This is a genomic window from Streptomyces sp. NPDC051173, assembly GCF_040689515.1.
Lineage (GTDB): Bacteria > Actinomycetota > Actinomycetes > Streptomycetales > Streptomycetaceae > Streptomyces.
The window spans coordinates 1-15,161 of record NZ_JBFBBD010000076.1; the positions used below are offsets into that span (position 1 = coordinate 1).

The following is a 15,161-nucleotide window of genomic DNA, read 5'->3' on the forward strand; positions in this document are numbered from 1 at the left end:
CCCCAGCCCCGCCCCTTCCCACAGCATCTGATGCGCGGCTCCGCCGCGGCCGGGGCTCCGCCCCGGACCCGTGCCCGGGTGCGGGCCGGGGGCTTTGTTCCCCACCCCGCCCCTTCCCGAACTGGGGCTCGCGCCCCAGACCCCCGGCTGCGGGTCCGTTGCCGCCTGCGGCGGAGAGCGCCCTGCGGGCGCGTCCTCAAACGCCGGACGGGCTGAATTCAGCCCGTCCGGCGTTTGAGGACACCGCGCGGAGCGCGGTTGGGGGTCTGGGGGTCTCCCCCAGTTTCGGGAAGGGGCGGGTAGGGGAACAAGCCCGCCGCAGGCGGCCCCTCAGCGGACCCGCTGCGTCAGCGTCTCGAAATCCTTCCACGGCAAAGACGGCCGGCCCGCGTTCCACAGGCGTTGGGACAGGGCCGCGAGCGGGAGGCGGATGCCGTCCGCCACTTGTTGAGGGGACTGCGCGTCGGCGCGATCGCACCAGACGGCGAGCCGCCCGCCCGGCACGCGCGCGGCCGTCGCGCCCCCTTCCACCGGCTTCGTGCCGCGCAGCACGGAGGGCGACCACTCCTCGTAGATGCGCTGCCCGGTGGGATACGTGAACTGGTTCGGCTGGCCGAGTACGTAATAGAGGTACTCGTCGTTGAGGTTGACGACCGTGCGTCCTTCGTTCAGGTATTCCTGCGGGTCGCGCGCGCCGAGTTCCTTGCCGGTCCAGTATTCGACCTCGATGTCCTTGTCGGCGCTGATGACGCCGCCGGTGAAGAAGCCGTCGTTCCACGCCTTGGGCTTCTTGCCGAGGGTGCGCAGCACGGCCGCACGGTCGTTGAGCCAGCCGGTGGCCAGGTCCTGGACGCGGGCCTTGGGGCCGTAGCGGCGGTGGGCCAGATCGGCGAGGTCCGGGAAGGAGGCCTGCGGGTCCTTGTAGGTCAGCGCGCGGTACTCGTCCGCGCCGAGGTGGAAGTAGGGGCCGGGGAAGAGGGGCGCGTACTCGCGCAGCAGGTCGTCGACGATGTCGGCGGACGCCGGGTTCGCGATGTCGACGGCGCCGCGCAGGGCCGTGCCCGTGGCGTCGCGGAGCTGGAGGTCCGGGTGGGCGTTGATGACGGCGCCGAGGTGTCCGGGCGAGTCGAGCTCGGGGACGACGGTGATGTGCAGGGAGTCGGCGAGGGCGAGGATGCGGCGGACCTCGTCCTTGGTGAGGTGGTCCGGGGAGACGATCTCGGGGTGGGTGTCGCTCTCGATGCGGAAGCCCTGGTCGTCGGAGAAGTGCAGGGCGAGCTGGTTGAGCTTGAGGTCGGCCATCTCGCGCAGCCGGTCCTCGATCCAGGCGGCGGTGAAGTGCTTGCGCGCGGTGTCGAGGTTGAGCCCGCGCTGCGCGCGGTCGGGGGCGTCGTGCACGACGCCGTCGGGGAGCCCGCCGCCGGAGCGCACGGCTTGCAGGACGGTGCGCGTGCCGTAGAACACGCCCGCTTCACCCTCGGAGGTGATCAGGACCCTGCGGTCCCGGGTGGTCAGTTCGTACGCCTCGGGGCCGCCGCTCTGGCCGGGGCGCAGCGCCAGTTCGATGTCGCCGGGGTGGGCGGGGGCGGGGGCGGTGCCCAGCTTGAGCTCGTCGGCGAGGCGGCGGGCCTCGTCGGCGAGGGGCCCGGCCGGGTCGGTGACGACGCGGGCGCCGGGGGCGGGCCGCCAGCCGGGCCCGGCGGCGGGCGTCGCGGAGCGCAGGGCGGGCACGGTCTGCGGGGTGCCCTGCGGCACGGGTGCCTGGCCGGGGGCGGGCGGGTGGGTGGCACTGGCGGAGGGGGACGCCTGCGCGGAGCGGGAGTCGTCCCGGGTGGGGTGGGTGGCGCCGTCCCGGGGGCAGCCCATGATCGTCATGGTCGCGATGAGCGCCGCTCCGGCGACGGTGCCCCGCGCCACGCTCGCCCGGGTGATTCTGAAGGGTGGACCCATGGGAGCAAAGCCTCCTATTTGGGGCAAATATGAGGCGACCGTAATCCGACTGTGCCCGCCACGGGCGTCCACCACGCGCCCAGGGGCGGCCCGTACGAAGGAAATTCGCGCATCCGTCGGACAGTGGCCGATAACCATCGCTACGGTGGCGGCCCAATGTGCACGCCGGACCGTGGAGTTCCCACGCGTCCCCGCATCACGAGCCCATCACGACCGCACGACGGAACCGCACGCCACGCCCGGTTCGACCCGCACGGCCCCGCTTCGCCCGTACGGCCCTGTGCACCGCCCCTCGTCCACTGTGCACGGAGCCGTACGTCCACGGTCCGCACTTCCGAGGAGCCCCACGCTGCACGGCGCCCGCCACGGCCTCGACCGCCTCAACTCCGCGGTGCCCGGCGCCGCCGAAGCCGCCCTCCTCGCCTGCTGCGGCAGCCGCCGGTGGGCCCGGCAGCTGGCGGTGGGGCGCCCGTACCCCGATCTGGCCGCCCTGCTGCGGGCCGCCGACCGGGCCGCCCACGTCCTCACCCCGGCCGACCTCGCCGAGGCGCTCGCCGACGAGCGGGGCCCGTATCCGGCGCTGGCCCGGCGCGCGGGCCCCGGCATATCCGGCGGCTCCGCCGCGCTGGCCGCCCTGACGCGGGGCCAGGCCGCCTACGAGCACCGGTTCGGCCACGCCTTCGTGCTGTGCCTGGACGGCTGCCGGCCCGCCGAGGCGCTCGACCGCGCCCTCGCCGCGCTCCGCTCCCGGCTGGGGGGCTCCGTCGCGGAGGAGGCCGCCACGACCGCCGTCGAGCTCGCCCGTCTCGCCCGCGGCCGACTGATCCGGCTCGCCCCCGACATCCCGTGCACCCGGAGCCACGACACCCCGCAGCACCATGGGACATAACGCCTAAAGATCATGGAACCGGGGTCTGTCCGGCACACAACACGCCCCTGAACGGCCCTTTCGGGCCTCGCACTGGTCCGTACGTGCGTGATTGACCACACCCGACGACCCCGGGCGAAAGAACCGACAAGGCGTCGCTACGATGGCCAGGGCCGGTGGACCGTACCCGGCCGGGCCCGCTGACAGTGAAGCCGGCAGGCCCCGATCCCCGCTCCCGGAGGGTTTTCCGTGCCGGCTGGAACGCTGTACCGCGGCCGGGAAGGCATGTGGTCATGGGTGGCTCATCGAGTCACTGGCGTCCTCATTTTCTTCTTCCTGTTCGTGCACGTCCTCGACACCGCTCTCGTTCGCGTCTCTCCCGAGGCGTACGACGATGTCGTCGCGACGTACAAGACGCCCGTCGTCAATGTGATGGAGTACGGCCTCGTCGCCGCCATCCTCTTCCACGCCCTCAATGGTCTGCGTGTCATCGCGGTGGACTTCTGGTCCAAGGGCGCGCGCTACCAGAAGCAGATGCTGTGGTCCGTGGTCCTGATCTGGGCGGTGCTCATGATCGGCGCTTTCTACCCCGTGCTCCAGCACACGCTGCGCACGCTGTTCGGGAGCTGACGCGTAATGTCCGCTGACACCACCCCCGCTGTGAACGACGCCGTGTCGCTCTACGACGTGGACCACCCGGCTCCGGTCATCGAGCCGCCCCGCAAGCGCACCAAGAAGACGCCGAAGTCGACCCGCACCAACTTCGAGATGTACGGCTGGCTGTTCATGCGGCTGTCCGGCATCGTCCTGGTCGTGCTGGTCCTCGGCCACCTGCTGATCCAGCTGGTGCTCGACGGCGGCGTGTCCAAGGTCGGCTTCGCCTTCGTGGCCGGCCGCTGGGCCTCGCCGTTCTGGCAGGCCTGGGACCTGGTCATGCTGTGGCTGGCGATGCTGCACGGCGCCAACGGCCTGCGCACGGTCATCAACGACTACGCGGAGCGGCCCACGACCCGCTTCTGGCTGAAGAACCTGCTGTACGCCGCCACGGTGTTCACCGTCCTGCTGGGCACGCTGGTGATCTTCACCTTCGACCCGAACATCCGCTAGAGCCCGGGGCTGACGCGACCATGAAGATCCACAAGTACGACACCGTCATCGTCGGCGCGGGTGGCGCCGGCATGCGCGCGGCCATCGAGTCGACCAAGCGCAGCCGCACCGCGGTGCTGACGAAGCTCTACCCCACCCGCTCCCACACCGGCGCGGCGCAGGGCGGCATGGCCGCCGCCCTCGCGAACGTCGAGGAGGACAACTGGGAGTGGCACACCTTCGACACGATCAAGGGCGGCGACTACCTGGTCGACCAGGACGCCGCCGAGATCCTGGCGAAGGAGGCCATCGACTCCGTCCTCGACCTGGAGAAGATGGGCCTGCCGTTCAACCGCACCCCGGACGGCACCATCGACCAGCGCCGCTTCGGCGGTCACAGCCGCAACCACGGTGAGGCCCCGGTCCGCCGGTCCTGCTACGCCGCGGACCGCACCGGCCACATGATCCTCCAGACGCTGTACCAGAACTGCGTCAAGGAGGGCGTGGAGTTCTTCAACGAGTTCTACGTCCTGGACCAGCTGCTCACCGAGGTCGACGGCGTCACGAAGTCGGCCGGTGTGGTGGCGTACGAGCTCGCCACCGGCGAGATCCACGTCTTCCAGGCCAAGTCGGTCATCTACGCCTCCGGCGGCACCGGCAAGTTCTTCAAGGTGACCTCCAACGCGCACACCCTCACGGGTGACGGCCAGGCGGCCTGCTACCGCCGCGGCCTGCCGCTGGAGGACATGGAGTTCTTCCAGTTCCACCCGACGGGCATCTGGCGCATGGGCATCCTCCTCACCGAGGGCGCCCGCGGCGAGGGCGGCATCCTCCGCAACAAGGACGGTGAGCGCTTCATGGAGAAGTACGCGCCCGTCATGAAGGACCTCGCCTCGCGTGACGTCGTCTCGCGCTCCATCTACACGGAGATCCGCGAGGGCCGCGGCTGCGGTCCCGAGGGCGACCACGTCTACCTCGACCTCACCCACCTGCCGCCGGAGCAGCTCGACGCCAAGCTCCCGGACATCACCGAGTTCGCGCGGACCTACCTCGGCATCGAGCCCTACACGGACCCGATCCCGATCCAGCCCACCGCGCACTACGCCATGGGCGGCATCCCGACCAACGTCGCGGGTGAGGTGCTGGCCGACAACGACACCGTCGTGCCGGGTCTGTACGCCGCCGGCGAGGTCGCCTGCGTGTCCGTGCACGGCGCCAACCGCCTGGGCACCAACTCGCTGCTGGACATCAACGTCTTCGGCAAGCGGGCCGGCATCGCGGCCGCGGAGTACTCCGCCAAGGCCGACTACGTCGAGCTGCCGGAGGACCCGGCGCAGCTCGTGGTCGAGCAGGTCGAGCGGCTGCGGAACGCGACGGGCGGTGAGCGGGTCGCCGAGATCCGCAAGGAGCTCCAGGAGACCATGGACGCCAACGTCATGGTCTTCCGCACCGAGCAGACCATCAAGACGGCCGTCGAGAAGATCGCCGAGCTGCGCGCGCGCTACAAGAACGTGTCCATCCAGGACAAGGGCAAGCGCTTCAACACCGATCTCCTGGAGGCCATCGAGCTGGGCAACCTGCTCGACCTGGCCGAGGTGATGGCCGTGTCCGCGCTGGCGCGCAAGGAGTCCCGCGGTGGTCACTACCGCGAGGACTTCCCGACCCGCGACGACGTCAACTTCATGCGCCACACCATGGCGTACCGCGAGGTCGACTCGGACGGCAAGGACTCGATCCGCCTCGACTACAAGCCGGTAGTGCAGACCCGCTACCAGCCGATGGAGCGTAAGTACTGATGGCAACCCCGACCCTGGACAAGCTCGAGGCGGACTCCACCTCCTCGCACCTCATCACGGTCACCTTCCGGGTCCGCCGGTTCAACCCGGAGGTCTCGGCCGAGGCGAGCTGGCAGGACTTCCAGCTGGAGATCGACCCCAAGGAGCGGGTCCTCGACGGCCTCCACAAGATCAAGTGGGAGCTGGACGGCTCGCTGACGTTCCGGCGTTCCTGCGCGCACGGCATCTGCGGCTCCGACGCGATGCGGATCAACGGCAAGAACCGCCTGGCGTGCAAGACGCTGATCAAGGACCTCAACCCCAGCAAGCCGATCACGGTCGAGCCCATCAAGGGCCTCACGGTCCTGAAGGACCTCGTGGTCGACATGGAGCCGTTCTTCCAGGCGTACCGCGACGTCATGCCGTTCCTCATCACCAAGGGGAACGAGCCGACGCGTGAGCGCCTCCAGACGGCCGAGGACCGCGAGCGGTTCGACGACACCACCAAGTGCATCCTGTGCGCCGCGTGCACGTCGTCCTGCCCGGTGTTCTGGAACGACGGGCAGTACTTCGGCCCGGCGGCCATCGTCAACGCCCACCGCTTCATCTTCGACTCGCGTGACGAGGCCGGCGAGCAGCGGCTGGAGATCCTGAACGACAAGGACGGCGTGTGGCGCTGCCGCACGACGTTCAACTGCACCGACGCGTGCCCCCGTGGCATCGAGGTCACCAAGGCGATCCAGGAAGTCAAGCGCGCCCTGATCACGCGCCGCTACTGACCCCGGTCGCAGTGGTGTGGCCCCGTTCCCGTCAGGGAGCGGGGCCACACCCGCATCCGGCCCCGAAGATCACTTGACCTTGACACCGTGTCACATGACAGGCTCGACGGCATGACACAGCTGCTTCCGATATCCCTGGCCCCCCTGGCCACGACCGTCCGCGGCTCCGGCCCCGGTGTGCTGCTCGCGCACGGCGCGGGCGGCAGCATCGCGGGGAACTACACGACGCTGATCCCCTCCCTCGCCGCCCACCACACCGTGGTGGCGCCCGACTACCCCGGGTCCGGCGCCACACCGCGCGCGGACGTGCTGACGGCCGACCTGCTGGCCGACGCGCTCGTCGCCCAGGCCGACGCCGCGGGCCTGGACACCTTCACCCTGGTCGGTTACTCGATGGGCACCCAGGTGTCCGTACGGATCGCGGCCCGCTATCCCGAGCGGGTGCGGGGGCTGGTGCTGACGGCGGGTCTGGCCAAGGCCGACAACCGCGTCCTGGCCTCCCTGGACCTGTGGCACAAGCTGCTGGACGCCGGCGACCTGGAGGGCTTCGCGCGGTTCGTCGCGCTGAGCGGCTTCAGCCCGGGGTTCTTCAACGCGATGCCCGAGGAGCAGCTCCCGGCGTTCTACAGCCTGCTGGCCAAGGGCGTCCCGGCCGGCGCCGCCGAGCAGGCGACCGTGGTGCAGACGACGGACGCCACGGCCGACCTCGCGGGCATCTCCGTGCCCACCCTCGTCATCGCCACCCTCCAGGACACCCTGGTCTCCCCCGGGAACTCCCGGGTGCTCGCGGACGCCATCCCGGGCGCGGAGTACGCCGAGGTGGACACCGGCCACATCGTCATGGCCGAACGCCCCGAGCAGTGGCAGAAACTGATCCTGGACTTCCTGTCCCGCCACGGACTCTGACCCTCCGTCAGACGCCGGTCCGCCGCGCTCACATGCGGCCCAGCTGCCACAGACGCCAGGTGCCCGTGCCGTCCGACAGATACTCCGTGCCGGAGATGTCCGCGTCGCCCAGCACGTACTCCTTCTTCTGCCACAGCGGCACCAGCGGCACGTCCTCCGCGATGATCTTCTGGATGGCCCGGAAGTCGTCGGCCGTGCGGATGCGCTGCTCCTCCTGCTGGGTAGTGCGGATGAGCTGCTCCACGCGGGGGTTGGAGTAGCCGGAGTGCAGGGCGGAGTCCTTGCCGACGACGGAGGTCGTGAAGGTGTCCGGGTCGGGGAAGTCCGCGAGCCAGCTGACGCAGTACGTGTCGTAGGCGCCGCGGCCGTAACCGGCCAGGAACTCCGCCCACGGCACGTGCCGGGTGGTCACCTCGAACAGCCCGGTGGCCTCCAGCTGCTTCTTCAGCAGGGCCGCCTCCTGGTCGGTGGCGGCCCCCTGCGAATAGGCGAGGCCGAAGCGCACGGGGGTGGTGATGCCCGCCTGGCGCAGCAGGGTCCGGGCCTTCTCCGGGTCCGGCTCCGGACAGGCGTCGAAGAAGGACGTGGTGTGGCCGGTGAGGCCCTGCGGGACGAGCGCGTACAGCGGCTCGACGGTGCGCAGGTGGACGTCGCGCGCGAGGGCCTGCCGGTCGACGACCGCGGCGATCGCCCGGCGCACCGCCACCTGCCGCACGGGCGAGCCGTCCCGCAGGTTGAAGACGAGCGAGCGGGCCACCGAGCCCGTGGACTCCATCAGCTTGGAGCCGGCGTCCGAGGGCGACTGCCCCGCGATGTCCGCCGGGGGGAGCTGGCGGCCCGCGACGTCGATGCCGTGCCGCTTCCACGCCTCGCTCAGCTTGTCGGGCCCCGCGTAATAGCGCACGGTCACGGCGTTCCCCTTGGGCTTGACCGCGCCCTCGTAGTGCTTGGCGGGCTTCAGCTCGGCGCTCACGCCAGGCCGGTAGTCCTTGAGGACGTACGGGCCCGAGCCGTCGGCCCGGTTCCCCGGCCGCAGGGCGTCCGCGGGGTAGAGCGCCGCGTCCACGATCGACCCGGCGCCCGTGGCGATCTTGAAGGGGAAGGTGGCGTCCGGCACCTTCAGATGGAAGGTGACCGTCGGCCCGGACGTCTCCACCGCGCCCAGCGTCTCCAGCAGCGACGCGGGCCCCTGGCCGGCGTGGATGCGCCGGATCCGGTCGAAGGAGAACTTCACGTCGTTCGCCGTGAGGTCGTGCCCGTTGCCGAACTTCAGCCCGTCGCGCAGGGTGCACACGTACGTCATCAGGCCGCGGCCCCGGAAGCCGCAGCGGCTCGCCGCGTCCGGTAACGGGGTGCTGGAGCCGGGGGTGAAGGTCAGCAGCGACTGGTAGAGATTGCCGAACAGCGCCCAGGAGCCCACGTCGTAGGCGCCCGCCGGGTCCAGCGCGGTGACCGTGTCCGTCGTGCCGACGGTGATCGGCCCCCGGTCCGCCTCACCGGAAGCGCCCAGTCCGCAGCCGGCCGCCCCCACCGTCAGCAGCACCGCCCCCGCGACCGCCGCCGCACCCGTCCGTAACCGGCCCGCACGCATCCTCGCGCCCCCTCCGCCCGTGATGCGCATCACCCAAACACACGAGCGCCCCTACGTCCCGGGAATCGGCCAAGTGATCGGCAGCGACCGGCGGAGGTGGCCGGAATCCTCCCGCTATGAGGTGCGCCGCAACGCGCGCACGCCGCGCAACCCGACGATCCCGACAGCCGTCCCCAGGAGAAACGAGGTGATCGCGAGCAGGAGATGCACCCAGAAGTACGTGGTCGGGTCACCCGAGTCGTCGAAGGCGAGCCCGCTGCCGTCCTTCCACAGATTCTTCGCGAAGGTGATCCAGATGACCCACGACCAGGCGCCGAAGGCGAGCAGGAACCAGGAGACGCGACGGGAGAGGACGGCGGGGGCGGGAGAGGCGCCGGTGGTCTCTCCGGAAGAACTCTGCATGCGTTTCAGTATGCGTTCGGCCGCCTCGAATCCCCCTATCGGGTCCCCGGGCGGCACCCGCACCGGTGAGGCACCGTCCACAGGCCACGGGCGGCGGGGTACGTTCACGGACGTGCCGACGACATCACACCCCCCGCGGTACGCCGCGACGCGCCGCTACCGCCCCGCCCTCGCGGCGGCCGCCTCGTTGCTCCTCCCGCTGATGACCGCCGCTCCCGCCGCCGCCGACAACCCGGCCGACGGCAAGGGCGCCCCCAAGTCCCCGCCCGCCCGGATGTCCACGGTCGGCGGCGAACTGCTCGGCAGGCCCGGACCCCAGGTGCAGCTGGGCCCGGGCGCGCCGCAGCTGCCGCAGGACCTCAGCGGCCGCTCCTGGCTGGTCGCCGACGCCGAGTCCGGCGAGATCCTCGCCGCGAACAACGCGCACTGGCGGCTGCCCCCGGCCTCCACCCTCAAGATGCTCTTCGCCGACACGGTGCTCCCGAAGCTCCCCCGCGACAAGGTGCACACCGTGGTGCCCTCCGACCTGGAGGGCATGGGCGCGGGCAGCAGCGCCGTCGGCCTCCACGAGGGCTCCTCCTACACCGTCCACGACCTGTGGCTCGGCGTCTTCCTGCGCTCCGGCAACGACGCGGTGCGGACGCTGGCCACGATGAACGGCGGCATCCCGCAGACCGTCAAGGACATGCAGGCCCACGCGGACGAGCTCCAGGCGAACGACACGCACGTCGTCAGCCCCGACGGCTACGACGAGGAGGGGCAGGTCTCCAGCGCGTACGACCTGACGCTCTTCGCCCGCTCCGGGCTCCAGAAGGCGGACTTCCGCGAATACTGCTCGACGGTGACCGCGCAGTTCCCCGACGAGGAGAAGAAGGGCGAGAAGCGGACGTCGTCCACGATCGTCAACACCAACCGGCTCCTCACCGGACAGGGTGTGCCCGCGTACAAGGGCATGGCCGGGGTGAAGAACGGCTCCACCACGAACGCGGGCAACACCTTCACCGGCGTCGCCCAGCACGACGGCCGCAAGCTGCTGGTGACCGTCATGAACCCGGAGAAGAGCGAGCAGTACGAGGTCTACACCGAGACCGCGAAGCTCCTCGACTGGGGCTTCGAGGCGGCCGGGCACGTCAAGCCCGTCGGCACGCTCGTGGCGCCGAAGTCGACCGCGGGCAAGTCCGGCGACCGCGGCCGGCCGTCCGCCGACCGCACGCAGGCGTCGGTCGCGGGGTCGGGTGGCGGCATGTGGACGGCGATGGGGATCACCGGGGCGGTACTCGTGATCCTGGCGGTCGCGGGCTTCATGATCCACCGCCGGCATCCGCTGCCGGATCTGGTGCGGCGGCGTCGCTAGCCCTGCGGGGCGGCGGCTTCCGGGTGCGGGCCCGCTGCCGGGTGCGCCTGCGGCGGGCTTTTTCCCCAGCCCCGCCCCTTCCCGAAACCGGGGCTCGCGCCCCAGACCCCCGACTGCGGGTCCGTTGCGCCTGCGGCGGGCGGCCTCAAACGCCGGCCGGGCTGGATGGTGCGGACCGTAGCCCGCATACCCAGCCCGTTGGGGGCACCTCCCAGCGGTAGCTGGGGGAGTTTGAGGACAGCGCGCGAAGCGTGCTTCGGGGTCTGGGGGCTTGCCCCCAGTTCGGGAAGGGGCGGGGTAGGGGAACAAGCCCGCCGCAGGCGGCAACCGGCCCGCACCCGGGAAGCTGGGGAATCACGCCTTCCGCGACGGCGTCGCGGTCCACGCCGCGCAGAACAGCAGAAGCTTCGCCGTGAAGTTGATCCACAGCAGCAGAGCGATCGGCGTGCCGAACGCGCCGTACATGCTCTTCGCCGCCACATGCTGGAGATAGCCGCTGAGCAGCAGCTTCAGGACCTCGAAGCCGACTGCGCCGATGAGGGCCCCCACCAGCAGGCGGTGCCGGCCGGGGTGGACGCCGGGGAGGCGGGTCAGGACGTACAGCATCAGGAGGTAGTCCGCGAGGACGGCGATGCAGAAGCCCAGCGCCGTGAGCAGCCCGCCGACCCCCTGGAGGCCGGCGTGGTGGACCACCCAGCCCACCGCCGCCGAGGCGAACGCGGAGCAGGCCGCGGAGACCAGGGCGACCCCGCCGAGGCCCAGCAGGACCCCGGCGTCCTTCAGGCGCAGCAGGACGGGGTTGCCGGGGCTCTCCTCGCGCTCCCACACCGCGCGCAGGCACTCCCGCAGGGAGCCGACCCAGCCGAGGCCGGTGAACAGCAGCGCCGCGCCCGCGAGGACGCCGACGGTGCCGGCGTTGTCGACGAGGCCGCTGAGGTCGAGCTGGCCGGAGATCCCGGGCACCTGCTCGGCGAGCTTGTGCTCCAGGTTCTGCATCTGCTGTTTGCTGAGCACGGCCGCGCCGACGGCGGCGCCGACGGTGAGCAGCGGGAAGAGCGCGAGGAAGCTGGTGAAGGTGATCGCGGCGGCCAGCCGGGTCCACTTCACCCGTTCGAGGGTCTCGTAGGAACGCCATGCGTGCGTGCGCATGAGGCGGGCGATCAGAGGCCCGATCCAGGGCAGCCGGGTCAGCCATTGCATGGACCCACACCTTGCCACGTGCGGGCCCCGCGAACCCTCCGGGACTAGCGCGACGGGGCCGGGGGGCAGGCGGCCCCCGACTGGGTGGGGACGGTGCTCTCCACCGGCGCCCCGAAGGGATACTCGCGCTCCAGGCGCCACACGGCGTCGTCGCCCTGCTCGTACAGCGCGAAGCCGGTGACCGTCCAGGCGGCCTCGAAGTCCGACAGCTCGGCGTACGCCCGGTCCATCGCCTCCTCGGCGATGCCGTGGGCGATGGTCACGTGCGGGTGGTAGGGGAACTGGAGCTCGCGGGCGACCGGCCCGGAGCCGTCGCGGACGCGCTTCTGGAGCCAGGCGCAGGAGGAGGAGCCCTCGACCACGTTGACGTAGACGACGGGCGACAGGGGGCGGAAGGTGCCGGTGCCGGACAGGCGCATCCGGAAGGGGCGGCCGAGGGCCGCGACCTCGGCGAGGTGCTGCTCGATCACGGGCAGCGTCGAGGCGTCGACCTCGGTGGGCGGCAGCAGGGTCACGTGCGTGGGGATGCCGTGCGCGTGCGGGTCCCCGAAGCCCTCGCGGCGCTTCTGGAGGAAGCTGCCGGACGGCTCCGGGACCGCGATCGAAACGCCGAGCGTTACGGTCCCCATTGCGTTCTCCCTCCTGTGCGCCTGCGTGTCCCCGTGGCCAGTGTGACGGCTGGGCCGCCCCCGGTGCCAGGTTTCCTGGTCCCGCACGCCCGGGCCCATGGTCCCGGGCGCGCGTCCCGCCGCCACCGGTCCGCCCGGCGCTCGATCGATGCCTGCTGCGTGCTCGCCGTGCTCAGTGGTGCGCTCAGTGCTTGGCGGGCAGGAAGCCCACCTTGTCGTACGCCTGCGCCAGGGTCTCGGCGGCGACCGCGCGGGCCTTCTCCGCGCCCTTGGCCAGGATCGCGTCCAGGGTCTCCGGGTCGTCCAGGTATTCCTGCGTACGGGCGCGGAAGGGGGTCACCCACTCCACCATGACCTCGGCGAGGTCGGTCTTGAGCGCACCGTAGCCCTTGCCCTCGTACTTCTGCTCCAGTTCCGCGATTCCCGTGCCGGTGAGCGTGGCGTAGATGGTCAGCAGATTGCTGACGCCCGGCTTGTTCTCGGCGTCGTAGCGGATCACCGTGTCGGTGTCGGTGACCGCGCTCTTGATCTTCTTGGCGGAGACCTTGGGCTCGTCGAGCAGGTTGATCAGGCCCTTGGGGGTGGACGCCGACTTGCTCATCTTGGCGGTCGGGTCCTGGAGGTCGTAGATCTTCGCCGTCTCGCGCACGATGTGCGGCGAGGGGATGGTGAAGGTGTCACCGAAACGGGCGTTGAAGCGCTCGGCGAGGTCACGCGTGAGCTCGATGTGCTGACGCTGGTCCTCACCCACCGGGACCGCGTTCGCCTGGTAGAGCAGGATGTCCGCGACCTGGAGGATGGGGTAGGTGAACAGGCCCACCGTGGTCTGGTTCGAGCCCTGCTTCGCCGACTTGTCCTTGAACTGCGTCATCCGCGACGCCTCGCCGAAGCCGGTGATGCAGTTCATCAGCCAGCCCAGCTGGGCGTGCTCGGGCACGTGGCTCTGCACGAAGAGCGTGCAGCGCTCGGGGTCGAGCCCGGCGGCCAGCAGCTGGGCGGCCGCGCTGCGGGTGTTGGCGCGCAGCTCCCTGGGGTCCTGCGGCACGGTGATCGCGTGCAGGTCGACGACCATGTAGTAGGCGTCGTGGGTCTCTTGCAGCGCCACGTACTGCCGGACGGCACCGAGGTAGTTCCCGAGGTGGAACGAACCTGCGGTGGGCTGGATACCGGAGAGAGCGCGCGGACGATCGAGGGCCATGAGCACATTCTCTCAGGTGTGCAACCGGACTCGGTCCTGTGGTGCGGACGGGGGTGTAGAAAAGCCACAGCAGCCTGCCCCGCACACCGGAACGGAGCACATGGTGACATCCACGGAACGCAGCATCGCCGCCGCCGAGGCCCACAGCGCGCACAACTATCACCCGTTGCCGGTCGTCGTGGCCTATGCGGAGGGCGCGTGGATGACCGACGTCGAGGGGCGGCGCTTCCTCGACATGCTCGCCGGCTACTCGGCCCTCAACTTCGGCCACGGCAACCGCAGGCTGATCAACGCGGCCAAGGCACAGCTCGATCGGGTGACACTCACCTCGCGCGCCTTCCACCACGACCGCTTCGCCGACTTCTGCACCGAGCTGGCCGCGCTGTGCGGCAAGGACATGGTGCTGCCGATGAACACGGGCGCGGAGGCGGTCGAGACGGCCGTGAAGACCGCGCGCAAGTGGGGCTACCGCGTCAAGGGCGTGCCGGACGGGCGGGCGAAGATCGTCGTGGCCGGGAACAACTTCCACGGCCGCACGACGACGATCATCAGCTTCTCCACGGACGAGGAGGCGCGCGCCGACTACGGCCCCTACACCCCCGGCTTCGAGATCGTGCCGTACGGCGACCTCGCCGCGCTGGAGGCGGCCGTCGACGAGAACACCGTGGCCGTGCTGCTGGAGCCCATCCAGGGCGAGGCCGGCGTGCTGGTGCCGCCCCCCGGCTATCTGCCGGGCGTGCGGCGGCTGACGGCCGAGCGCGAGGTGCTCTTCATCGCGGACGAGATCCAGTCGGGCCTCGGCCGTACGGGCCGGACCTTCGCCTGCGACCACGAGGACGTGGTGCCCGACGTGTACGTCCTCGGCAAGGCGCTCGGCGGCGGGGTCGTGCCGGTGTCCGCCGTGGTGGCCTCCCGCGAGGTGCTGGGCGTCTTCCGGCCCGGCGAGCACGGCTCGACCTTCGGCGGCAACCCGCTGGCGTGCGCGGTGGGGCTGGAGGTCGTGGCCATGCTGCGGTCCGGCGAGTTCCAGCAGCGCGCGACGGAGCTCGGCGAGCACCTCCACCACGAGCTCGGCCTGCTGGTGGGCGGCGGCGCGGTGGAGGCCGTACGGGGCCGTGGCCTGTGGGCGGGCGTGGACGTCGCCCCTGCGGTGGGCACGGGCCGGGAGATCTCGGAGCGGCTGATGGAGCGGGGGGTGCTGGTCAAGGACACGCACGGGTCTACGATCCGGATCGCTCCGCCGCTGGTGATCAGCAAGGAGGATCTGGACTGGGGGCTGGATCAGCTGCGGGCTGTGCTTTCCGTTTAGGCGAGGGTTGGGTGCGGGTCGGCTGCGCCTGCGGCGGGCTTTTTCCCCAGCCCCGCCCCTTCCCGGCTGCGTCTGATATGCGGCTCCGCCGCGTGGGGGCTCCGCCCCAGCCCC

14 protein-coding genes are annotated in these 15,161 nt (G+C 71.0%); 8 read left to right on the forward strand and 6 right to left on the reverse strand.

Features of this window, described 5'->3' with window-relative positions; translation table 11 throughout:
* Positions 1-330: 330 nt before the first annotated feature.
* Complete coding sequence (locus AB0435_RS28380; protein ID WP_366428268.1) at positions 331-1,950, reverse strand: glycoside hydrolase family 20 protein; 1,620 nt, start codon at positions 1,948-1,950, stop codon at positions 331-333.
* A gap of 301 nt (positions 1,951-2,251) precedes the next feature.
* On the opposite strand from AB0435_RS28380, the gene AB0435_RS28385 reads away from it, so the two are divergent.
* The 6 genes from AB0435_RS28385 (at position 2,252) to AB0435_RS28410 (ending at position 7,364) form a co-directional block, all read left to right on the forward strand.
* Entirely contained in the window at positions 2,252-2,839 is a 588-nt protein-coding gene (locus tag AB0435_RS28385; protein ID WP_366008309.1) for a 2-oxo-4-hydroxy-4-carboxy-5-ureidoimidazoline decarboxylase, read from the forward strand.
* 228 nt (positions 2,840-3,067) lie between these two features.
* The gene (gene sdhC / locus AB0435_RS28390) at positions 3,068-3,448 is read left to right on the forward strand and encodes a succinate dehydrogenase, cytochrome b556 subunit (RefSeq protein ID WP_366008308.1); all 381 of its coding nucleotides are present in this window, start codon (positions 3,068-3,070) and stop codon (positions 3,446-3,448) included.
* Between the two features lie 6 nt (positions 3,449-3,454).
* Positions 3,455-3,925 (forward strand): succinate dehydrogenase hydrophobic membrane anchor subunit, encoded by a 471-nt coding sequence (locus AB0435_RS28395; RefSeq protein WP_366008307.1) that lies wholly within the window; start codon positions 3,455-3,457, stop codon positions 3,923-3,925.
* A 20-nt stretch (positions 3,926-3,945) separates the two neighbouring features.
* Positions 3,946-5,700, forward strand: a complete 1,755-nt coding sequence (gene sdhA / locus AB0435_RS28400; RefSeq protein ID WP_366428269.1) for a succinate dehydrogenase flavoprotein subunit — start codon at positions 3,946-3,948, stop codon at positions 5,698-5,700.
* A complete protein-coding gene (locus AB0435_RS28405; protein ID WP_366008305.1) occupies positions 5,700-6,458 on the forward strand; it encodes a succinate dehydrogenase iron-sulfur subunit in 759 nt (252 codons plus the stop codon). Before sdhA ends, AB0435_RS28405 begins: the two co-directional genes overlap by 1 nt.
* Positions 6,459-6,569: 111 nt before the next feature.
* Positions 6,570-7,364, forward strand: a complete 795-nt coding sequence (locus tag AB0435_RS28410) for an alpha/beta hydrolase (RefSeq protein ID WP_366428270.1) — start codon at positions 6,570-6,572, stop codon at positions 7,362-7,364.
* A gap of 28 nt (positions 7,365-7,392) precedes the next feature.
* Here the strand turns inward: AB0435_RS28410 and AB0435_RS28415 are convergent, their stop codons facing one another.
* Both AB0435_RS28415 and AB0435_RS28420 read right to left on the reverse strand, forming a co-directional pair.
* Entirely contained in the window at positions 7,393-8,955 is a 1,563-nt protein-coding gene (locus AB0435_RS28415) for an ABC transporter substrate-binding protein (RefSeq protein WP_366428271.1), read from the reverse strand.
* A 114-nt stretch (positions 8,956-9,069) separates the two neighbouring features.
* A complete protein-coding gene (locus AB0435_RS28420; protein ID WP_366008302.1) occupies positions 9,070-9,357 on the reverse strand; it encodes a hypothetical protein in 288 nt (95 codons plus the stop codon).
* Positions 9,358-9,469: 112 nt separating this feature from the next.
* On the opposite strand from AB0435_RS28420, the gene AB0435_RS28425 reads away from it, so the two are divergent.
* Positions 9,470-10,711 carry a D-alanyl-D-alanine carboxypeptidase gene (locus AB0435_RS28425; protein WP_366008301.1) on the forward strand — a complete coding sequence of 414 codons (1,242 nt, stop codon included), beginning with the start codon at positions 9,470-9,472 and terminating at the stop codon, positions 10,709-10,711.
* A gap of 354 nt (positions 10,712-11,065) precedes the next feature.
* Here the strand turns inward: AB0435_RS28425 and AB0435_RS28430 are convergent, their stop codons facing one another.
* The 3 genes from AB0435_RS28430 to trpS all read right to left on the reverse strand — a co-directional run bounded on the left by AB0435_RS28430 (position 11,066) and on the right by trpS (position 13,738).
* Positions 11,066-11,911: a YihY/virulence factor BrkB family protein gene (locus AB0435_RS28430; RefSeq protein ID WP_366008441.1), complete on the reverse strand. Its 846-nt coding sequence runs from the start codon at positions 11,909-11,911 to the stop codon at positions 11,066-11,068.
* 44 nt (positions 11,912-11,955) lie between these two features.
* The gene (locus AB0435_RS28435; protein WP_366008442.1) at positions 11,956-12,540 is read right to left on the reverse strand and encodes a 2'-5' RNA ligase family protein; all 585 of its coding nucleotides are present in this window, start codon (positions 12,538-12,540) and stop codon (positions 11,956-11,958) included.
* Between the two features lie 184 nt (positions 12,541-12,724).
* Positions 12,725-13,738 carry a tryptophan--tRNA ligase gene (gene trpS, locus AB0435_RS28440; protein WP_366008443.1) on the reverse strand — a complete coding sequence of 338 codons (1,014 nt, stop codon included), beginning with the start codon at positions 13,736-13,738 and terminating at the stop codon, positions 12,725-12,727.
* 103 nt (positions 13,739-13,841) lie between these two features.
* On the opposite strand from trpS, the gene rocD reads away from it, so the two are divergent.
* Positions 13,842-15,047, forward strand: a complete 1,206-nt coding sequence (rocD, locus tag AB0435_RS28445; protein ID WP_366008447.1) for an ornithine--oxo-acid transaminase — start codon at positions 13,842-13,844, stop codon at positions 15,045-15,047.
* The last annotated feature ends 114 nt before the right edge of the window (positions 15,048-15,161 follow it).